We start from the raw sequence: 22,075 nt of genomic DNA on the forward strand, positions 1-22,075 counted from the left end.
AATAGATTTACACGAACGTTTCTATTGGATTACAATGCGTTATCATTGGAATAAAAAACAGCACTGTTCACACAGTGCTGCATCCTAAATTATATTATACGTTCGATACACTAGCTTCCTTCTCTTCAATTTGCTTTTGCATTCTTAGTCGATCGCGTTCTAAGATGGGTTTTAGATATTTTCCTGTATAGGATGCTGGAGCTTCGGCTACCTGTTCAGGAGTACCGGTGGCGATGATCGTTCCGCCTTTGTCTCCGCCCTCTGGTCCGAGATCGATGATATAATCTGCCGCTTTAATGACATCTAAATTATGTTCAATGACTAAAACGGTATCTCCGTTTTCCACGAGACGCTGCAGGACAACGAGCAAGCGAGAAATATCATCAACATGCAGACCAGTAGTCGGCTCATCCAGAATATAGAGCGATCGCCCAGTTGAACGGCGATGCAGTTCAGAGGCAAGCTTGACACGCTGAGCCTCACCACCGGAAAGAGTGGTGGCAGGCTGCCCGAGCTTTACATAGCCAAGTCCAACATCATAAATCGTTTGGAGCTTACGGCTGATTTTTGGTATATTTTCGAAAAACACGACCGCATCCTCCACAGTCATGTCGAGAATTTCAGAAATGTTTTTTCCTTTATATTGAACTTCCAGCGTCTCCCGATTATATCGTTTGCCATGACAAACCTCGCATGGGACATATACATCAGGCAGGAAATGCATTTCAATTTTGATGATTCCATCTCCACGGCAAGCTTCACAGCGTCCGCCTTTTACGTTAAAGCTAAAACGTCCTTTTTTATAGCCGCGGACCTTTGCTTCATTTGTTACTGAAAAGACATCACGAATATCATCGAACACACCCGTATAGGTAGCTGGGTTTGAGCGCGGTGTCCGGCCAATTGGCGATTGGTCAATATCGATGACTTTATCTAAGTGCTCAATCCCCTTTATTTCCTTATGCTCCCCAGGCTTTGTCTTCGCTCTATTGAGCTTTTGCGCCAAGGATTTATGAAGAATTTCGTTGATTAATGTACTTTTCCCTGATCCGGAAACACCTGTGACAGAAATGAAAGTACCGAGTGGAATTTTGACACTGACATTCTTCAGGTTATTTTCCTTTGCCCCTTTAATTTCAATAAAACGGCCATCATTTTTTCGGCGCTCGACCGGAAGCGGAATGAACTTTTTCCCCGAAAGATACTCACCCGTCAAAGATTGAGGATCATTCATAACTTCTTCTGGAGTTCCGGCAGAAATAATTTCTCCTCCGTGGACGCCAGCGCCTGGACCAATATCGATTAAGTAATCAGCCGCCATCATCGTATCCTCGTCATGCTCAACAACAATAAGCGTATTTCCGATATCACGCATATTTTTCATCGTGTCAATTAAGCGGTCATTATCACGCTGATGCAGGCCAATCGAAGGCTCGTCCAAAATGTAAAGCACACCCGTTAATCGTGAACCAATTTGAGTAGCTAACCGGATTCGCTGGGCTTCCCCTCCTGATAGCGTTCCTGCAGCGCGGCTTAAAGTCAGATAATCAAGTCCTACATTGACTAAAAAGCCAAGACGTTCTTTTATTTCGCCAAAAATCAGATTGGCGATTTTCATTTCTTTTTCAGATAGTTTCAGATGTTCAAAGAAATGATAGGCTTCCTCTACGGACAGCTCTGTTATTTTGCCGATATGTTGATCAGAAATGAGAACAGCAAGTGTTTCCTTTTTTAAACGATAGCCTTTACATGCTGGACATGGCTTCTGGCCCATATATTTTTCCATTTGCTCACGAATATAGTCAGAGCTTGTTTCTTTATAACGGCGCTCGACATTTCTGATAACCCCTTCAAATTCAATGAGCCCTTCTCTAACTTGTCCAAAATCATTTTCGTAATGGAAAAATATCTTTTCTCCATTGGAGCCATATAAAATTTTTTCAAGGAGATGCTCAGAAATGTCCTTTACCGGAATATCCATATCAATCCCATAATGGGTACAAACAGCCTCTAGCAGCTGAGGATAGTATTGTGAACTTGTCGGCTCCCATGGTGCAATAGCATGCTGGCGCAATGATAAATCCGAATTAGGAATAATTAAATCCACATCGACCTCGAGCTTAGACCCAAGCCCATCACATTCAGTACAAGCTCCAAATGGGCTGTTAAAGGAAAACATCCGCGGCTCTAGCTCCCCAATAGAAAATCCACAATGAGGACAGGCGTGATTTTCACTAAATAGAAGCTCTTCTTCGCCAATAACATCAATAAGCACTTTTCCGCTTCCAAGCTTCAAAGCTGTTTCAATCGAATCAGCCAGACGAGCAGAAACGCCCTCTTTCACAACAATTCTGTCTATGACTACCTCAATTGAATGTTTTTTATTCTTTTCAAGCTCAATTTCCTCGCCAAGATCAAGCATATCTCCATCAACTCTGACCCGGACAAACCCTTGCTTCTTTACTTCATCCAAAACTTTGACATGTGTGCCTTTTCTTCCAGAAACAATAGGGGCAAGCACTTGAAGCTTTGTTCGCTCAGGGTATTCAAGAATGCGGTCCACCATCTGTTCAATCGTTTGGGAAGAGATTTCAATCCCATGATTTGGACAAGTGGGACGTCCAACTCTTGCATATAATAATCTTAAATAATCATATATTTCCGTCACTGTTCCAACGGTCGAGCGGGGGTTTCGGCTCGTTGTCTTTTGGTCAATAGAAATGGCCGGAGACAAGCCTTCGATGGCATCTACATCGGGTTTATCCATTTGTCCAAGAAATTGGCGTGCATAGGCAGATAAGGATTCCACATATCTGCGCTGCCCTTCTGCATAAATCGTGTCAAAGGCAAGTGAGGACTTTCCAGATCCAGAAAGCCCTGTCAGCACAACTAATTTATCCCTCGGAATGGTGACATCAATATTTTTCAAATTATGTGCTCTGGCGCCTTTTACAATTATATTTTCCATCGCCATTTATACGTCATCCTTCCGCTTTCAGCTCTAAAATCAAATCACGAAGCTCAGCAGCACGTTCAAAATTGAGTGCTTTTGCTTCTTCCTTCATTTCTTTTTCCATTACTTGAATGAGTTTTTCTCTTTCCTTCTTATTAAGCTTGCCAATTTTTGCTGATACTTTATATTCTTCCTGATCCTCCGCAGCAATTGTGGCACGGATTACATCACGGATTTCCTTTTGAATCGTTTGAGGAGTGATGCCATGCTTTTGATTGTATTCTTCTTGAATGGAACGGCGCCGTTTTGTTTCGCTAATCGCTAATTCCATTGAATTTGTCATTTTATCTGCGTACATAATCACATGACCGTTTGCATTTCGCGCCGCCCTACCGATTGTCTGTATAAGTGAACGCTCAGAACGGAGGAAGCCTTCCTTGTCTGCATCAAGAATGGTCACTAATGAAACTTCCGGAATATCAAGCCCCTCTCTCAAAAGGTTGATTCCAACTAGAACATCATAAGTACCAAGGCGCAGCTCACGAATAATTTCAATTCGCTCTAAAGTTTTAACTTCAGAATGCAAATATTGCACCTTAATGCCGATTTCCTTTAAATAATCCGTTAAGTCTTCTGACATTTTTTTCGTCAAGGTGGTAATAAGCACACGCTCATTTCGCTTGATTCGGTCTTGGATTTCTCCGATTAAATCATCAATTTGCCCTTCAATCGGCCGAACTTCGATGATTGGATCAAGCAGCCCAGTCGGCCGGATAATTTGCTGAATCATTTCCGGTGTGTGCTCAATCTCGTATGGGCCAGGAGTTGCAGATACGTAGACAATTTGGTTAATATGCTTTTCAAATTCATTAAACGTCAAAGGCCGATTATCTAATGCTGAAGGCAGGCGGAAACCATGTTCCACGAGCACCGATTTTCTCGCCTGGTCCCCATTATACATCCCGCGAATCTGCGGAAGGGTGACATGGGACTCGTCAATAACGATAAGCAGGTCCTCTGGGAAAAAGTCCATTAATGTATACGGCGTAGAACCTGGAGGCCTTAAAGTTAAATGTCTTGAGTAGTTTTCGATCCCAGAGCAAAAGCCCATTTCTCTCATCATTTCAAGATCATACCGAGTCCGCTGTTCAAGGCGCTGAGCCTCGAGAAGCTTATCATTCTCTCGCATTTCCTTCAGCTTGACTTCCAATTCTTCCTCGATGCTTTGAATGGCCACTCGCATTTTTTCCTCACGAGTTACGAAGTGGGACCTTGGAAAAATCGCTACATGCTCGCGGTCCCCGATGATTTCGCCTGTCAGTGAATCCACCTCGCGAATGCGGTCAATTTCATCCCCGAAAAACTCCACACGAATACAGCGCTCATCCTTTGAAGCCGGGATAATTTCCACTACATCGCCGCGCACTCGGAAAGTCCCGCGCTGAAAAGCGATATCATTTCTTTCATATTGAATATCCACAAGTCTGTGGAGAAGCTGATTTCTTTCAATCTCCATTCCTGTTCGAAGAGATAAAACAAGCTCCCTGTATTCTTCCGGAGAACCTAAACCATAAATGCAAGACACACTGGCAATAATAACAACATCTTTCCGTTCAAATAATGAAGAGGTCGCTGAATGGCGAAGCTTATCAATCTCATCATTAATACTTGCATCTTTTTCGATAAATGTGTCGGTCTGTGGTACATAAGCTTCTGGCTGATAATAATCATAATAGCTGACGAAATATTCAACCGCATTATCCGGAAAAAATTCTTTAAACTCACTATAAAGCTGGCCAGCAAGTGTTTTATTATGAGCAATAATCAGAGTTGGCCGGTTGACCTCTTTGATTACATTTGAAATTGTGAAGGTCTTTCCAGTCCCAGTCGCTCCTAGTAATGTTTGATGCTTTTTGCCGGATCTAAGCCCCTTAACAAGCTGTTTTATCGCTTCTGGCTGATCTCCTTGGGGAGTATATTTTGAGACTAGTGTAAATTGGTCCTTCATAAAAAGCCTCCCATTTTTTCTTCTCTATTAAAAAACCTAACATCCTTTAAACAGGTGTAGGGGATTTGTGTTTTCTCAGTTGATTAAATATTTGAATTTACGTAAAACATTCTATAAACATTCTACCACAAAGCAATGAAAACTAACCACTAATATACGAACGGATATTCGATTATTTTTTAAAATATATTAGGGAAGGTACTAATTATAGGAAAAGGGGAGGAATTTTTAGCGAGGATTTTGTTAATCAACGTATTAAATGTTTTCACCAAATACAAAAGCCTGCCAAAACAACGGCAGGCTAATATTTTTCTATTTATTATTTTTTTCATTCTCCTGTATTGAGTAGAATATTTCAATAGCTTTAACGACATTGTTTCGGGCAATGCGGGAGGCCTCTTCTTTATTTTTCTCTTCAAGGGCCTTCAATATGGCTTCATGCTCCTCAATAGACTCCGGAGTTAGAATAATGGAGTTGTGAAAATAAAGCCTGCGCACATGTGACAGAAGATTTGAAACGGTACTAGAGATATACGAATTGTCGGTTACATCGACAATGCTTTGGTGAAATTCTTCATCAAGTTTTAATGCCGCGTAAGAATCACCCGATTTTACAGCCTCTGCAAATTGATTATTAAGCTCACGAAGAGATTCAATCTGTTCCTGACTAATAATCGGTGTCGCTAATTCTGTAGCTAAAGCTTGCAGCGCTCCTAATGGCGGCAAGATTTTGCTAATATCCTCTTGGTTTACTGATGTAACTTGAGTTCCCACTCCGGGGTACATTTCAACAAACCCTTGAAAGCTGAGCAGCTGTAAAGCCTCTCTAATGGGAGTTCGGCTTACGCCTAAGCTTTTCGCAAGATCCGCATCATGCAACTTTTCTTTAGGATGCAAAGTCCCGTCAATAATCCATTCTAGAATTTGAGAGTAGGCACGCTTTTTTGCGGACATCCGAATAGGAGTGGAATAATTAGCAGGAATCGGCATATAATTACCCCCTTCGTCATTTTAGAAAATTTCATCATGCCTATAAGTTAAACGCTTACATTTTCAGATAATAGTTTTATTATATTAGACTAATAATAAGAATACAATATATTACAAATAAAATACAACCATTTCCCCTATCAATCTTGTAAAAAGTATTTTTATATAATTTTATTTTCAGAAATATATTGCATACACATAGTCCATATGATATATTTTCTTTAATAAAATTATCAGCCTTTGTATTTTGAGCAGGGATGAAAAGAATATTCAAATAATTTTATCTCCTTTGAAAAAACAAAAATCAGACGTTTGCTTTTACTCAATTTACAATAATAAAAATATTATAATAACTTACTGATCTGATTTGGGATTCATAGATGAATAGACAAAAAAATCTCCCCATCAGAACTGCAGTCCATTATTTATGTAAACAGGAGGGAATTCATTATGTCATCAAGAGGGTCATTTTCATTTTTGATTGCTGCAGGTTTTATGCTATTTGCTTTATTCTTTGGGGCTGGGAACTTAATTTTCCCCGTCATGCTTGGGCAAATGGCAGGTGAAAATGTGTGGGCAGCTAATGCCGGATTTATCGTAACTGGCGTAGGCTTGCCATTTCTAGGAATATTAGCTTTAGGCTTTTCAGGTAAAAGTGATTTGCAATCATTAGCAAGCCGTGTGAACCCAGCTTACGGAGTTTTCTTTACAGTGGCTCTATATTTATCAATTGGTCCATTATTTGCTATACCAAGAACAGGCACAGTTTCTTACGAAATTGGCATTAAACCATTTATTGGTGAAACGAACAGTGTCCTGCCGTTAATCATTTTCTCCATTATCTTCTTCGGAGTTACGTTATTCTTTTCATTAAAGGCTTCTAAGCTTGTAGATATTGTTGGAAAAATATTAACGCCATTATTATTAATTTTTATTGCCATTCTTATTGTTGTAGTATTTATTAACCCAATCGGACAAATTCAAGCTCCTACTGAAACTTATATGGAAAATGCCTTTTTTAAAGGATTCCAAGAGGGCTACTTGACGATGGATGCACTTGCTGCGTTTGTATTCGGTATCATCGTCATCAATACAATGAAAGATAGAGGCGCACAAACGAAGAAACAAATTATGACTTCTAGTATGAAGGTTGCTTTCATTGCAGCTGGCCTATTGGCGGTCATTTATTCATCCCTTGCCTATATGGGCGCATCTAGCGTTGAAGGACTTGGGCATTTAGAAAACGGCGGGGAGATTCTTGCTGCAGTCTCTACCCATTATTTCGGTTCATTCGGGAAAGTGTTATTAGCGCTTATTGTTATTGCTGCGTGTTTAACAACAAGTATTGGTCTGATTACAGCATGTGCTTCCTATTTTAATAAACTAGCACCAAGTATTTCTTATACAAAGTGGGCTGTTATCTTCTCCGTTTTTAGCACGGCGATTGCTAACTTTGGATTGTCTACTTTAATTTCAATTTCCGTTCCAGTTTTAGTAGCGCTTTATCCATTAGCTATTTGCTTGATGGCATTAACGTTTCTACACCCTATTTTCAAGGGCAAAACAGCTGTTTATCAAGGCAGTATTTTAATGACCTTTATCGTTAGCTTATTTGACGGATTAAACGCGGCTGGCATCGAAATTAAAGCGATCAATGATTTATTTACAGCGATCCTTCCAGGATATTCTGTAGGAATTGGCTGGATCATTCCTGCCATCATCGGTGGAATTATCGGATATGCGTTTAGCTTTGGAAAAAAAGAAAGCTTAAAAGCATCAGCAATTGAAGGAAAATAAAAGATATAAAAAGGCGATTCTTTTGTAATGAAGAATCGCCTTTTTTTCATATTAAGATCTTTTGTGGATATTTTCCTTCATTCTATTTGCATACCAGAAGCCAGCAGTCAGTGAAAACGCATCGACAACAATGAGCCATATTGAATCTGTATAGCCTTTATAAACTGAAGCTGCAATTAATGCTACCGTCAATACAAGACCAATCACACGATTATATGCCACTCTCGTAAACAGCACCACTAGCAGTCCCGGCAGCAGCAGAGCTGATAGGTATTTTAATAACAATGATTACACCTTCTTTTTCAAAATGATCAATTAGAAAAGCCAAAGGCACCATTCTTTCCTATAAGATAACATAGAATCCCCTATTTCGATAGGTTTTACAAGATTATTCCACAGGATAAACCGATTAGATCCGCACACACTATTGGTAAATTCGCATATCAAGGAGGCCGGAAAACATGGCTAGAAGAAAGCGGCGCCCTCTCGTACCAGATTCAAGAGGAGCTTTAGATCAGTTCAAGAATAAGGTTATGGCCAATGAAGGATACCAAGTGGACAGAGAGAACCCCGACCATGTAAAGTTTGAAGTAGCGGATGAAGTGGGCGTGCCCCTGCAAAAAGGCTACAATGGCCGCCTTACCTCAAGAGAAGCTGGAAAGGTCGGCGGAAAAATCGGCGGGAGCATGGTGAAAGAGCTTGTCCGAATGGCACAGGAACAGATGAAAAAATAAGCGGACGGTTTGTAAAACTGCCTATTTAGGAATTTGCCTCCTAAATGGTCCTATTAAAGATATGATGGCAATTCAAGGTCGAAATCTTATTTACTAAAGGATATATATAATAAAAAGGATTTCCGTGCATATAGTGGATGGCATAGGGAGGTTTGCCATGCACTATTTTAAAAAAGATATGAACGAAATACAAGCTGCTTTTAAAAAATGGCCTAGGGCGAAAAAGATTGTGCTAATCTCTCTTTTAAGCAGCATCGGGGCCATTTTTCAATCGGCAGGAGGATTTTTACCGGGAGTTGGTTATTTCATTAGCCCCTTGGCTACTGCACCTATTATTGTTTGCTCTATTTTTTCGATTCCACTCGGTCTGGCTTCCTACATATTAACAGCTCTATTACTTCTGATATTACAGCCTGCCGAGTTAATTGTTTTTCCTTTTACAACGGGGCTATTGGGGCTATTAATCGGGATTTCCTTTCACCTGTTTCGAAAAAGATGGATTCATATTTTGAGCGGGGCGGCAGGCCTAATGATTGGAATCTGCCTATTATTATACGGATTGAAATTCCCCGTATTAGGGCCAGCCATTTCCCATCAATTTAGCGTTTCGGTTATCAGCTTGATTTTTATTTTCTCTACTTTTTATAGCTGGATCTGGGTTGTTTTAAGCACTAGGCTCATAAAAAGAATCCGAGGTATACTATTTTCGTAAGCTTTCAGATGATACCTATTTCAGGGAGTTTTTCTAATAGACTAAAGTCAGTGATAAACTCCCCAGTTGATGACCGTTCGGAACAATATTCAACACCAATGGGCATCAGGCTCCCCAGCTGATATCTGCTCAGTATAATATCCACGATGACTGGCTTCGTTTGTCCAGATTGATGAACTCCCAGAGGGGATATTCCCCAGTAACAGCATTTATCCTAAATTAATTTCAATCAGAGTTAGTTCGCCCTGCTTTAACGCCTCATTGAGTATGCCCTCGAATTCGAGTATATCCGCAGTCCGCACCCCTTTAATACCAAAGCTTCTCGCAAGCTGTACAAAATCAGGGTTTCCAAAAGCAGTTCCAAAATCATTGCCCAGTTTTTTCATCATCATTTGTTCTTCCAATTTTAGCTTCGAATCGTTAAGGACAATGATCACAAAGGACAATCCTAATCTTGCTGCTGTTTCGATTTCTGCAAAGTTCATTAGGGCTCCACCGTCACCCGTTATGCAAATGACCGGATCAGATGGGCATGCCAACTTGGCTCCAATGGCACCGGGAATGGCTATCCCCATTGAAGCCAGTCCGTTGGAGATAATAAGCTTATTCGGCTTCTTTGGCTGATAAGTCCGGGCTATTGATACTTTATGTGAACCTACATCCGATAGGACAATCGTATTTTCACATGTACGCTTTTCAATGGCTTGCAAAATGGATGTAATGGATAAAGAAGATTTTGCTTCGTCATTCAAATGGTAGGCCCGTTTTATTTGCTCCCGTAAATTCCCAGATGGCTCCCACGGCTTCGGCTTGATTTCAAACTCGTTAAAAGCCTGCAAAGTCCTTTTAACATCTCCAACCAATTCGCTTTGAATAGGATAATATTCATCCGATTCAGCCAGAACGGCATTAATATGGATAACCGGCACCTTCTTTTTATTCCATTCCTTAGGAAGCCGCTCCACAAAATCATATCCGATAACCATAAGCAGATCAGCCTCCTCGATCCCCGGCAGCACCTCATCCTGCTCGCTGAAGCCAAACGTAAAATAATTTAGCGAATGATCTTTAGGCATAATCCCTTTTGCTTTCATGCTATGAGTAACAGGTGCCTGAAGATGGTCAATGAATGCTTGCACCTCTTTCACGGCTTCACCCCTAATCACCCCATGCCCGATGATGATAAATGGCCTTTGGCTATTGTTGATTTGGTCAATAGCTGCTTTGATCTCTTCATTTACGGGCGTATAGACTGGCAGCGGTTTGACAGTCATCGCATTGTCAGGAATTTTCTGAGCAGCAAAATTTTCCGGTAATTCCACGATGACAGCGCCTGGCTTTTCCATTTTTGCCTTCTGAAAGGCTTTATTTACTACCTCTGCAATCGTTAGGGAATCCTTAATTTGAATGCTCCATTTCGTTGCCGGCTCGAATATTTTGACCAAATCCAAATATTGATGGGATTCCTTATGCTGTCTTTCCAATCCAGCCTGTCCGATGAACGCCACGACAGGTGAGAAATCAAGAGTTGCACTCGCAATCCCCGTTAATAAATTCGTTGCCCCTGGCCCCAATGTAGACGTACACACCCCTGCTTTTCGAGACAGCCTCCCGTAAACATCAGCCATAAAGGCAGCTCCTTGCTCATGCCTCGTATTCACAAATTGAATTTGCTTGGATCGGGAAAGGGAATCAATGAAATCCAGCGTTTCTTTTCCCATGATCCCAAAAATATATTCCACTCCTTCATTTTCTAAACATCGAACAAGAACATCAGTCGATTTCATATGATCCTCCTAAATAGATTTACCACTTGCATGAATAGATTGGTTATTTGTAGTTTTGCCTATTATTCTGGAATCATTTATCGTGACTGAATGAAAAAAGGAGGAAGCGAATTGTCACCAACTCTGCTTCCTCTCATTATTATTTTTCAAATACCTTTTCCCCGCCCATATAGGTCGCTTCCACCCTAACCTCATCAATCTGTTCAGTGCTCACTTCAAGAATATCCTTATCCAATACGATAAAGTCAGCCTCATACCCTTGCTTTAATTGGCCGATTGCCGGAATACGTGTGATCTCCTGAGCGGCACGTGTGTAAAGCTCAATTGCCGTTTCCACATCTACGCGCTGATCCTTGCCTGTGTCTGTTCCATCATACGCCACACGAGTGACAGCTGCCTTTATGCTGACAAAAGGATCAACCGGATCTGCCCATGCCGTTGCTGGCGCATCAGAAGAGAAGGCTACCTTAATGCCTGCATCCAGCATCTTTTTAACTGGGTAAGTCGTTTTTGAACGCTCTGCCCCAAGATTATTTAAATAGCTTTCGATTTCAGCAAAAAGGAAAATCGGCTGCGGAACAAAGGCAATGCCCGTTTCAGCCGCACGCTGAATCGCCTGTTCTGTTGGCATAGCCGCGTGCTCGATGCGAATAGAAGGCGCATCCTCCAGCCAGCCCTTTTTCCCGTAAAATGTATCAACGATCAAGTCGATCGCTTGCTCACCCATCGCGTGAACGACTAATTGCACACCATACTTTTCTGCCGCCTCAGCCGCTTCAAGCAGTTCTTCTCTAGAAGTTGTAGAAATGCCGTAGTTTTCATCATCGCCTAGGAACGGAGGGTTGACCCAAGACGTTCTGCCGGACACACTGCCGTCTGCAAACAGCTTAATTCCGCCTATATGAATGGGGTTTTCTCTATTTGTCTTATATTCGTCCAAGATCATTTCATTCTTTAAATCCTCCCACATATAATAGAGGACAGTCCGCTGTTTCAGCCCGTGATCTCGCGCTTCATTATACATGTCTAAGTAGTCAATAGGCTTGTTTAATGCCATAAGATCCGTAATGGCCGTAATCCCGCGCTCGAATAAAAACGGACTTAACTTAGCAAGAAGTGTTGCATTTTCTTCTATCGAGCGAGCTGGCATCGCATTTAAGACAATATGCCTTGCACTTTCTCGTAAAATACCAGTCGGTTCACCTTTTACGTCGCGATCAATTTGTCCTCCTGGAGGATTTGGTGTGTACTTCGTAATCCCCGCCATCTCCAAAGCCCTGCTATTGACGGAGATAATATGACCGCATGTACGTGTTACTACAATAGGAATATCAGGAGCCGCTTTATCTAAATCTGAACGAAAAGGCGCGCGCCCATCCCTTAGCTTTCCTTCATCATAGCCCCAGCCTTCAATCCATTCGCCAGAGCCTATAGATTCACTCCGTTTGCGAATCGCTTGAACCATATCATCAATGGAATAAACAACTGGAGCCATACAGGCAACCTGCTTAGCGGCATTCGCTAAATAAAGTGGATGTAAATGCGCATCAATAATTCCAGGCATAACACGGCGATCTTGAAGATTGACACGTTCTCCTTCCAGTTCAACCAAATCCCCTTCATTGCCAATCCAAGCGATACGCCCTTCGCTCACAACCATTGCGCTAGCATAGGGCTGATCTGGATTTGATGTGAAAATTCGCCCATTATGAAAAATTGTTTTATTCATAACTCCCTCTCCTTACCATTAATGTCTTCACTAGTTGAACGTGATCCCCATTATTCATTTTCTAAAAGTTCTATCGTAGGGTCCTGATCTTTTTTTACAGAAATAGTTTTATAGATAAATGTTCCTAAAATAAATCCAATGATGGCGGGTACAAGCCATGAAAAACCGTTTGCACTCAATGGAAGCATAGAGATAAAGCTTTGTACCGCCGAAATATGAATGCCGATCGCTCCTAATGTTTCTAATACACTAACAATAAATGTTAAAAGAATCGCTCCACGATAGGAACCAGGATTCGGGATTACTTTTCGGAATAAACCAAGGAAAACTAGAACAATGGCTACTGGGTATAGTGCTAGGAAGATTGGCAGGGTATAGTTAATAATTTTTTCTACTCCCATTGATCCGATCGCAATTCCTGTTAAACAAACAACTAACGCCCAAACACGATAGCCAAATTTATTTTTCGTTAAATCATTTAGAAATTCAGCTATAACAGCAATAACACCGATGGCAGAGGTTAAACATGCTAATGCGATGGCGATGGATAGGGCAACTGCACCGCTACTCCCTAATAGGTGGTTAACTAATTCAGATACGAGAGCTGTACTATCCATATCATTTGGGAACATTCCGCTGCCGGAAGCCCCAATGTAAAGCAACCCGCCATAAACAATCAAAAGGCCGGCACCCGCAATCAATGTTCCAGTAATCGCAATTTTGCGCATCCCTTTTCCTTTATAGCCATAGCTCAAAATCGCAGCGATAAAAATAGGGGCACAAAAAATCCCAGTAACAACATCACCTGTCTGATAGGCACTAATAAAGGCATTGGAAAATGGCGATTTCAAATCTGTTGCAACAGGAGTTCCAATTGGATTAAAGACTCCTTTTCCAACAATATATAGAAGAATTAGCACTAATAAAGGCGTTAAAAACTTCCCGATTTTTTCTATAACATTAGATTTATCCATGGCAAAATAAAAACTTATTGCAAAAAAGACGATAATTGTAACAATGGATGGTACTTGAGGAAATAAAGTGTAAACACCAAGCTCATGAGTAGTAGCTGCCATGCGAGGAATGGTGACAAACATACCAATCCCAACCATGAGCAACAGATTAAAAGCTTTATAGAACCACGGACTGATGGGTCTCGTTAATTCTTCAAACCTGCCTCCTGCGTTTAAAATGGCGATGACAGCTAATAATGGGAGTGCAATTCCCGTAACACAGAAGCCAATCAGCGCAGGAATCCAATTCGTGCCCGAGGCGTTGCCAATAGACGGAGGAAAGATTAAGTTTCCTGCACCGAAGTAAATGGCGAATAAGGCAAAACCTAATATAAGACTGTGCTGGACCGTTTTATTCATATTTCTCATCCCTTTCTTTTACCAATAGAAATCGTTTTCATTTTCCTTTTTGCCTTTGCTCTAGGAAGTTCTTCCCGAGCAAGATATCTTTATAAATGCAATTTGCATGCCAACTTTAATTTTAGTAGCTGTCGTTTTAGATTTTTTGAAGATTCTATGACAAGAAAAGTCTTAAACTGACAGGTTTTTCGACAATTTTCTTTCCATTATAATACTTTCCATTATTTTAAATCATGGAAATATTTATTCAGCCAGCATCATTGGTTTCATTAATGGACAAAAAAAGAGGGGGAAAATTTTCTCCCCCTCCGTAAAAAAATCTTTACTATTACCTTAATTGATACTTGTCCAATTTGTATTTTAAAGATTGCTTGGAAAGCCCTAAACGCCTCGCTGTTTCTGCTATTTTTCCGTTCGTTTCATGCAGTTCATTCATGATGATTGTTTTTTCATAGCTTTCAACTGCATCCTTCAACGGCAGCATCTTCGTATGACTAACGTTCACTTTTGCTTCTTTTTCGGAATAATTTCTAATTCGATCAGGAATATCATCGATGGTAATGAGATTTGAACTCACGTTGTTAAAGGCGTTCTCCACCGCGTTCTTCAGCTCTCTAATATTTCCCGGCCAGCTGTATCGTTTAAAACATTCAAGTGCTTCCTCCGTTATGCCTTCCACATATATATTCATATTGTTGGTGTAAAATTTCAAATAATATTGTAGTAGTACTTCAATGTCATCAGGTCTGACTGAGAGCTTTGGCAGATTGATTTGCACGACCCCTAAACGAAAAAATAAATCCTGTCTTAATCGCTTTTCAGCAACGAGAATATCCGGATCCTCATTGGTCGCGGACAGCACTCTTATATCTAATTGAATATTTTTCTTGCCGCCAATCCGGCGTATCGTCTTTTCCTCAATCGCTTTTAGCAGCTTCACCTGAAGATTAATATCAAGCGAGTTAATTTCATCTAAAAACAGCGTGCCCCCTTCTGCCTGTTCAAACAGACCAGGCATATCCTCCGAGCCAGTAAAGCTGCCCTTCGTTGTGCCAAATAACGTGCTTTCCATCAGGTTCGCCGGGATCGCTCCACAGTTGAATGAAATAAACGGCTTGCCAAATCGCTCACTCAAATTATGTATGGACTGGGCCACGACCTCTTTCCCTGTACCGGTATGCCCATAAATTAAGACCGTAGAGTCCGTTTTCGCTACTTTTTCAATCTTATTTTTAACAGCCTTCATCTGCGGATTAACCGTCACAATATCATCAATTGTATAAATGGTATTATTTTTTCGATATATTTTATGCCCAGCATACTGATCAAGAAATTGAATATCTTCTTTCGTAAAAAAATGCTTTGAAAACTCGATAGCCCCAATTACTGTGTTATCCTGCTTAATCGGATATGTAGAGCTTTTCGATACGAACGTACTCCCCGTTTTCGTGATCATTTGCTGCTCAACTTCACATAAAGCTTCCCCTGTTCTTAACACATTCATAATCGTGCTATTTTCAACAGTCAAATTTTTATAAAAAGACGTAATGTTTTTTCCAAGAAACTCCTCTGGCTTTTGACCAAGCTTCTTCAAAATATGCAAGTCTGCTAAATCATAAAAAATCGTTTTCCCCGTTTTATCAACAACAAGAACATTGTCAAAATCAGATAAATGCTTCAAATTGGGTACATCCATATTCACATTTATCCCTCCCATCGAAAAGCAATATAATATATAAACAGTATACAGACACTTTGAACGAAGACAATATTTTTTATAGCTTGCCCTAGCTATTAGCAAAAAAATATGAGAACCGACTGATACCGATTCCCATTGTTTACATTTCCACAAGGCCAGGTGATTTGTGATTTTCCATAATTAGTGAGAATGGCATCCAATAGAGACAAATATAATTACTAGCATTTTTTCATAATTTATGATAATTAATACAATTTCAATTAGATTCCTTTACTATTTGAAGTTGAGTCACATCTAACTATACTGCCCATTTCTATAATATTGTTATCCCCCCCTCTCCTCCCCTAATCAATGCTTTTTCACTACAGGAAATAAAACAACCTTTTTATTAAACAACTAATTATCCAATAGATTACATCTTTCGACATAGATATTATAAAATTGGGCCTTTTTTAATATTTTATAGTATTTTTTGTATGTTAATATTTAGTATAGATAGGTCTTTGATCTTAAATATACAAAAATAGGAGATGAGATTTTGGCTAGTGAAATAGATAAAAAAGGAATTAGTTGGTTTAAAGGGGTACTTTCTTATCAAAACCAATCGGAGAAAATTAGTGCAGAACAGCAAGAAGTCGTAACTGATATGATTGTAGATGAGTCGGCTAATACTATTAAAGAGTACGAGCAGCCAGTTTTAAATAGTAATAACAACTTATTTTCAAAGGATGACCAGGATAAAATAGCATTGGATGTAATTGTTTCTATAGAAAACATGCTTAAGGAACGCCAATTGCAGTTTTATAAATACAAAGGGCTTGAGGATCAATTATTTACAGCAAATGAAACGATTAATCGTTTTAAGCATGATCAAATTAAGAAAGACCAACTTTTACAAGAAAAGAATAAGGAAATTCGTGATTTAGAAAATAACCTAACTAACAAACAAATGAGGTATGATCAGCTCCTTGAGGATTATAAGGAATATCAGCTTACATCAAACATGGAGTATGAAAAGATCTCAAATCAACTTGAAACCGAAACGGCTAAATACAACAAACTTAATGAAGAATCAACGAATGCTCAATATCAAAGTATGTTAAAAATCAATGAGCTTGAAGATAAAATTAGAAACCTAGAAATAGAAAATCAAAAATATACTGAACAATATCAAAAACTTGTAGATGATAAGGCTCAGTTAATGCAAACCATTAATGATTTTACCGAGAAAATGTCCTTCTCTTTCTCAACAAAGGCAACTGCTTCTAATCTATCACAATCGGAATAAACAGCTAGAAGTTAGTTAATTACAACTAGAGAAGGAAGTGCAACCATGGCAGTCTACCACGGAAAAGTACTTGAACTAGTATCTATTGAAAAGAGTAACGAAAAATCATATTTACGCATAAAGTTATCCTTTGAGCAAGAAGATGTACTGTTTTGGGAAGTTGACAGTGATACTGCAAAGAATTTAATGACAATATCTGAATTTGATAAAAAACATAAATACAGATTATCATTACATACAACATTAGACACAATCAAAAAGCAATACATAAGTTTTATTACAAGAACATACCGTGATAAAAGTGACCGAATTTATTTTGCTTGTTCAATGGATTACAAAAACAATTTAGATTCTATTAAAAACACACAAAATGTTAACGATTTTAAAAAACTACCATTTTTATCTACTAATCTATCAGCAATTGATGAAAAAACAATTGAACAGAAAAATAAGCAAAATGAAGAATTGATTTCAAAAGGATACAAGATTCCGCTTAAATGGGTCAGTGTTGCCATGATTGGTGCTATTTTTTCCATACTGTTTGGATATTCAAATCACTCGTATGTAAATACGCCTACCATCAAAAATATCACTATTCCAATTGCAGAAGCTAAAACTGCCGAAGTCAATTTAATAAATAAAAAAAACGTTGTTACACCAGCTACAAAATTAGTAAAAGATGAATCCACGCAATCTAGTCTTCCTTATATTAAACTAGATGACTCCATAACATACAGCATTCCAGAAGGCTATGTGTCCCTTACATTCGATGATGGCCCTTCTAAATATACAGTGGAGATCGTTGATATATTAAAGAAATACAAGGTTGGTGGTACTTTTTTCTTTATAGGAACTAATGCAAAAAAACATCCTGACTACGTTCAATATGTTCAATCAAATAAATATTCGATTGGTAGTCATTCTATGAATCATTTAAAATTGTCTGATCTTTCTTATGAAAAACAAGAAGATGAATTTATTCAAGGTACTAAAGCAATAGAGGAAATTACGAATGAAAAAGTAGTCCTCTTCAGACCACCTTATGGGGCGTTTAATGAACAGACAAAAGATACAGTGCATAATTACCAAAACAAAATGATACTTTGGAATAGGGATCCGAAAGATTGGAAAACTCGTGATACAGATAAAATATATAATTTTATTCGTAACACGGAAGCATCTGGATCAATAATCCTTTTGCACGAATCTCAAGCTGTCATTGATGCTTTACCCAAAATAATTGAGCACTTGCAGGAACAGAATCTAAAAATCATAAATTTACAGTAAATGATCTCAAGATAATTTTTCCAAAAAATAAAAAGCAGATCCTATAGATCGATGAATTACTTCGTTCTATAGGATCTTTGTTTTTAGGTTACGATATGCTATTAAAAAACCTCATTTATTCTTCGCTGCCATGAAACCAAATATATGCTACTATTAGAAACTTCAAATCAAGAAATGTTTTATCGTTTTGTACATACTCTAAAAAGCTCTACCATTATCGATGCACAAATAATAGTGATAAGCTTTTTAAAGAATTAGATAAAAAAGCCGGACTGTAGAATGCTGAGACTGCCAAATAGTGTTGAGTGACAATAAAGTTGTTTAGAAAAACAGAACTAGAAATAATTATGCATTAAAATAAAAAATACTCTGGAGACTAACTAATCCAGAGTATTTAAACTATTTTAAAAATAAATATTTATTTAACCGCTTCTTTTAATTCCTTACCCGGTTTAAAGGCCGGAACTTTAGAAGCAGCAATTTCTATTTCTTCACCGGTTTGTGGATTACGACCTTTTCTAGCTGAACGTTCACGTACTTCAAACGTTCCAAATCCAATTAATTGGATTTTTCCTCCTTCAGCAAGTGTGTTTGAAATCGTATCAAATAACGCATCAACTGCCTTTGAAGTATCCTTTTGTGTCAATTCAGCTTGTGTTGAAACAACTTTTACTAATTCTGTTTTATTCATTCTTATACACCTCAAATTTTTTATATATTTAGGAATAAAAAACAATCATATTTTCTTCTTTTTTTCTATTAAAGTATAAACAAATTAGATAATCATTTGATTTTTAAACTCAAACTAGAATATATTTCCCATGCCGAACAACTGTATTTGGCATTTCGTATCCTAAAGCTTTTGCATCCTTACTTGAAATTTCGACTAATACACTATTAGTCCTAACAAGAAACACTCTACCTTTATATGTATTACTTCTTCTTTCAAAAAGGATAGCATCCCCTGCAATTGCTCTCTTTTTACCAGAAAATTCACTCTTTTCTTTTTGCATTTTCTGTTATTACGCTCCTATTAATATTATTCAAATGGCTGATTTCTATTGACTATAAGGAAGATTATTCTGTTTAGATGAATAAAATCAACATTAAAAAGATATGATACTTAAAAAAAACCACCTTTCTAAAATTATCTAAACTCAGATCGCTTCCTTACTTTGTGTTATCTTACTAATTGCATATTTAAGATTTTCTAAACATTCTAACCGAATTCTTTCATCGCAAACAAAATCATATAATAATTCTTTTTTTAGTTTTGAAGTAATGCCATATAGGAAGTCTTCACTTAATTCTTTTAATTGATTCTCATTCAGATAGTTGTAAATTTCTCTTTCAAAGTATTCAACTGTACCAAATAACACAGTCAATTAACATTCCACCTCCTTTTTTATTTTTTCCATTTACTCAGATAGTCAAGCTTCGCCAAAACTATCTCAAAAAAAGCCCACCAAAAAGATTGGTGGACTTGTATGATAAAGGCTATACTATCATAGGTAACAGTATCCAATCATTTGGTAACCCGACTATCATAGCTAATCACCTTAGACTCGTGGCTTTGCGTCCTTATCTTTCAATAAGTTTGCCTTTATCAAACTGATACTTTTATAATAATACTTTAGCATGTAATTTCCAATAAAATTCGTCATTTTCCAACATGTTTTTACAAAAATAGTAGTTTTTTACCATTTAGAATATTAATAAAATGATACCAAAGTCCTTTCGAAAAGTGATGTATGAGAATTTTATTATTTAATTAAATTTTTGTCTTGTAAGGTATGTCTGAAAACTACCTTTAACCTAGCAATTAAAGACATACTGAATTGAATATCAACAATAAAGATTATTGATAAAATAAAGGTAAGTCAAAAAACTAAACATCTTTGTTTTTGTTTATTGCCCCCGTTCACCTCTTTTGAATAAATCAGAATCAAAATTTTATTTATTAACTAACGTAAAAAAGCTATCCTTTTTGTTAAAGAATAGCCGAATGATTCTCACGAATTATGAAAAATCACATTATTATACCGCCTCACTGCCCTTTTTCTTATCATCCTGCACAAAGAGAATCCCAAGCTCATGGTGGTCCCCTTCATATAAGGCCCTTTGCGCAAAGCGGATTTGACCATTCACATCGAACACCTCCAGCTTACAATGGGCACGGTTTTTCAAGAGTGCCTGATAGAAGCTATTTCGGTCATGGACAGCTAAACCGTTTACCTTCGTTATGAGTTCTCCAACCTGTAAAGCCATATTGTTGGCTGGGGATCCGGGGATTATCCCAAGGACAAGAACACCATGATTTCTTTTTGAAAAATAGAATGGGAGATTCTCCTCCACTATTCTCTGTCTTAACGTAATCATTTCACGTCCAATAATCGCAAGCGCTACCACCGCAATGGAAGCAAGCGGATACCAGTAGCCTGAAATGGATGCAAGCGCAATAAATATGCCAAGAGCGATTACCCTTCCACCGACTTCTTTCACAGCAACAGCTGGCAGCTTGCCCTGAATCTGCTGGAAAAAGCCAATAGCAAACGGTACGAAAATAAGAGAATACGTGCTGCCGCCGAACGTAAATACTGGCCACCATTCAAAAGGGGGCTGCAGTACATCTCCCGGAACGAGAAGAAACATCGGCAGCATCCAGAGTCGCTTCACCTCATGAATGCCAACCCTCTGACCGCGTTTGCTATTGATCAGCTTAGGTGATGACCCCTTTCTGCCATTCCTGGAAATAAGGATGCCTTCCCCGATCAAAAGAAGCGCAAGCAGAGCAGCAATCGATGGAAAAATCGTCTGTTCTGAATCCGTTATGGAAGTTAAAAACGCCGGCAGCTTCCATGGGAGTTCTGCCGCAAAAATAGTCACAAAAAAAGCAAAGCCAAGCGTATAGGCCGGCGACATCCAGCGTACTTTAGTCGTTAAGCTCCAAACGATCGTTAGGATCGCCGTAAATAGGATTGTTTCCATCGGAATTACAAGTCCTGCTACAATCGACACGAGTGACAGCCCCAGTCCAGCTAAAATGCCCAACGGGAGCAGCTGCCTCAGCTCAAAATAGGCATTCTCCGCGCGAACATGGAAATTCCTTCTCTCCCGCTTCACCCGAGAAACGCCCAATACCGCAGCCATAAAGAAAAGAAAATAGAAAACAGGGTGAAGAAAAAGCTTACCCATCCCCTTCAATATTTCAAAAAGCCATTCCAGAGCCAACTTTGCCACCTACCTCTATTAGAAAAATACTTGCAGAAAGTATGTAAATAATCATTTGTGAATGCATCTCATCCGAAATATAGGAATGAAATGAACTTATTAGTTAAAAAAATTACTAAATTAACCTATTACTCTATATTCTATCAAAATGTCCTCTTAAAGCCTATTGCTATATTTTTGAAAAGCGAATCTGGTGAGTAATTTTATTTAATAAATTTAGGGGATTGGGCGGATCTATTTAGAAAAGTCCTTGCCGCAAAAAGCTGGACGGACTTTTCATGTGGCTGAAGCTCTCCAAATGTCCTTGCAAGAAAGCCGGACGGACTTTTCAACTGGCTGAAGCTCTCAAATTGTCCATGCAGAAAAGCTGGATGGACTTTTCAACTGGCTGTGGCTCTCAAAATGTCCTTGCAGCACAGCTGGACGGACTTTTCATGCGGCAAAGGCTCTCAAAATGTCCTTGCAGCTGAGCTGGACGGACTTTTCA

At 38.8% G+C, this 22,075-nt stretch carries 17 protein-coding genes and 1 riboswitch; of the genes, 5 read left to right on the forward strand and 12 right to left on the reverse strand.

The window, feature by feature from the left end; translation table 11 throughout:
* Positions 1 to 94: 94 nt before the first annotated feature.
* The 3 genes from uvrA to V7127_RS17710 all read right to left on the reverse strand — a co-directional run bounded on the left by uvrA (position 95) and on the right by V7127_RS17710 (position 5,951).
* Positions 95 to 2,974 carry an excinuclease ABC subunit UvrA gene (gene uvrA, locus V7127_RS17700; protein ID WP_335488298.1) on the reverse strand — a complete coding sequence of 960 codons (2,880 nt, stop codon included), beginning with the start codon at positions 2,972 to 2,974 and terminating at the stop codon, positions 95 to 97.
* Between the two features lie 7 nt (positions 2,975 to 2,981).
* A complete protein-coding gene (gene uvrB / locus V7127_RS17705) occupies positions 2,982 to 4,961 on the reverse strand; it encodes an excinuclease ABC subunit UvrB (RefSeq protein WP_335344417.1) in 1,980 nt (659 codons plus the stop codon).
* 312 nt (positions 4,962 to 5,273) lie between these two features.
* Positions 5,274 to 5,951, reverse strand: coding sequence for a GntR family transcriptional regulator (locus tag V7127_RS17710; RefSeq protein WP_335344416.1), 678 nt, complete (start codon positions 5,949 to 5,951; stop codon positions 5,274 to 5,276).
* A gap of 450 nt (positions 5,952 to 6,401) precedes the next feature.
* On the opposite strand from V7127_RS17710, the gene brnQ (V7127_RS17715) reads away from it, so the two are divergent.
* Positions 6,402 to 7,748 (forward strand): branched-chain amino acid transport system II carrier protein, encoded by a 1,347-nt coding sequence (gene brnQ / locus V7127_RS17715; RefSeq protein WP_335355522.1) that lies wholly within the window; start codon positions 6,402 to 6,404, stop codon positions 7,746 to 7,748.
* Between the two features lie 51 nt (positions 7,749 to 7,799).
* Here the strand turns inward: brnQ (V7127_RS17715) and V7127_RS17720 are convergent, their stop codons facing one another.
* Positions 7,800 to 8,033 (reverse strand): CsbA family protein, encoded by a 234-nt coding sequence (locus tag V7127_RS17720; protein WP_335346367.1) that lies wholly within the window; start codon positions 8,031 to 8,033, stop codon positions 7,800 to 7,802.
* Positions 8,034 to 8,209: 176 nt separating this feature from the next.
* On the opposite strand from V7127_RS17720, the gene V7127_RS17725 reads away from it, so the two are divergent.
* Positions 8,210 to 8,482, forward strand: a complete 273-nt coding sequence (locus tag V7127_RS17725; protein WP_335346368.1) for an alpha/beta-type small acid-soluble spore protein — start codon at positions 8,210 to 8,212, stop codon at positions 8,480 to 8,482.
* A 157-nt stretch (positions 8,483 to 8,639) separates the two neighbouring features.
* On the forward strand, positions 8,640 to 9,194 hold the full coding sequence (locus tag V7127_RS17730) for a hypothetical protein (protein ID WP_335488301.1): 555 nt from the start codon (positions 8,640 to 8,642) through the stop codon (positions 9,192 to 9,194).
* Between the two features lie 209 nt (positions 9,195 to 9,403).
* Here V7127_RS17730 and V7127_RS17735 read toward each other — a convergent pair whose 3' ends face one another.
* From V7127_RS17735 to V7127_RS17750, 4 genes are all read right to left on the reverse strand, one after another.
* Entirely contained in the window at positions 9,404 to 10,981 is a 1,578-nt protein-coding gene (locus V7127_RS17735; protein WP_335488304.1) for an acetolactate synthase large subunit, read from the reverse strand.
* 139 nt (positions 10,982 to 11,120) lie between these two features.
* Positions 11,121 to 12,710, reverse strand: coding sequence for an amidohydrolase (locus V7127_RS17740; protein WP_335488307.1), 1,590 nt, complete (start codon positions 12,708 to 12,710; stop codon positions 11,121 to 11,123).
* Positions 12,711 to 12,760: 50 nt separating this feature from the next.
* Positions 12,761 to 14,083, reverse strand: a complete 1,323-nt coding sequence (gene brnQ / locus V7127_RS17745) for a branched-chain amino acid transport system II carrier protein (RefSeq protein WP_335488310.1) — start codon at positions 14,081 to 14,083, stop codon at positions 12,761 to 12,763.
* A 328-nt stretch (positions 14,084 to 14,411) separates the two neighbouring features.
* Positions 14,412 to 15,779 (reverse strand): sigma-54 interaction domain-containing protein, encoded by a 1,368-nt coding sequence (locus V7127_RS17750; RefSeq protein WP_335488334.1) that lies wholly within the window; start codon positions 15,777 to 15,779, stop codon positions 14,412 to 14,414.
* A 541-nt stretch (positions 15,780 to 16,320) separates the two neighbouring features.
* Here V7127_RS17750 and V7127_RS17755 point away from each other — a divergent pair.
* Positions 16,321 to 17,070, forward strand: coding sequence for a hypothetical protein (locus V7127_RS17755; protein ID WP_335488313.1), 750 nt, complete (start codon positions 16,321 to 16,323; stop codon positions 17,068 to 17,070).
* A gap of 45 nt (positions 17,071 to 17,115) precedes the next feature.
* Positions 17,116 to 18,357 carry a polysaccharide deacetylase family protein gene (locus tag V7127_RS17760; RefSeq protein WP_335346104.1) on the forward strand — a complete coding sequence of 414 codons (1,242 nt, stop codon included), beginning with the start codon at positions 17,116 to 17,118 and terminating at the stop codon, positions 18,355 to 18,357.
* A gap of 418 nt (positions 18,358 to 18,775) precedes the next feature.
* Here the strand turns inward: V7127_RS17760 and V7127_RS17765 are convergent, their stop codons facing one another.
* The 4 genes from V7127_RS17765 to V7127_RS17780 all read right to left on the reverse strand — a co-directional run bounded on the left by V7127_RS17765 (position 18,776) and on the right by V7127_RS17780 (position 21,588).
* Positions 18,776 to 19,048, reverse strand: a complete 273-nt coding sequence (locus V7127_RS17765) for an HU family DNA-binding protein (RefSeq protein WP_335488316.1) — start codon at positions 19,046 to 19,048, stop codon at positions 18,776 to 18,778.
* Positions 19,049 to 19,157: 109 nt separating this feature from the next.
* The gene (locus V7127_RS17770; protein ID WP_335488319.1) at positions 19,158 to 19,370 is read right to left on the reverse strand and encodes a DUF2187 family protein; all 213 of its coding nucleotides are present in this window, start codon (positions 19,368 to 19,370) and stop codon (positions 19,158 to 19,160) included.
* Between the two features lie 144 nt (positions 19,371 to 19,514).
* On the reverse strand, positions 19,515 to 19,736 hold the full coding sequence (locus V7127_RS17775; protein WP_335355496.1) for a hypothetical protein: 222 nt from the start codon (positions 19,734 to 19,736) through the stop codon (positions 19,515 to 19,517).
* A 149-nt stretch (positions 19,737 to 19,885) separates the two neighbouring features.
* Positions 19,886 to 19,969: riboswitch (cyclic di-GMP riboswitch) on the reverse strand.
* A gap of 425 nt (positions 19,970 to 20,394) precedes the next feature.
* Positions 20,395 to 21,588 carry a PDZ domain-containing protein gene (locus V7127_RS17780; protein ID WP_335488322.1) on the reverse strand — a complete coding sequence of 398 codons (1,194 nt, stop codon included), beginning with the start codon at positions 21,586 to 21,588 and terminating at the stop codon, positions 20,395 to 20,397.
* Positions 21,589 to 22,075 lie beyond the last annotated feature (487 nt).

Source organism: Bacillus sp. JJ1773 (assembly GCF_036962035.1).
Classification (GTDB): Bacteria; Bacillota; Bacilli; order Bacillales; family Cytobacillaceae; genus Cytobacillus.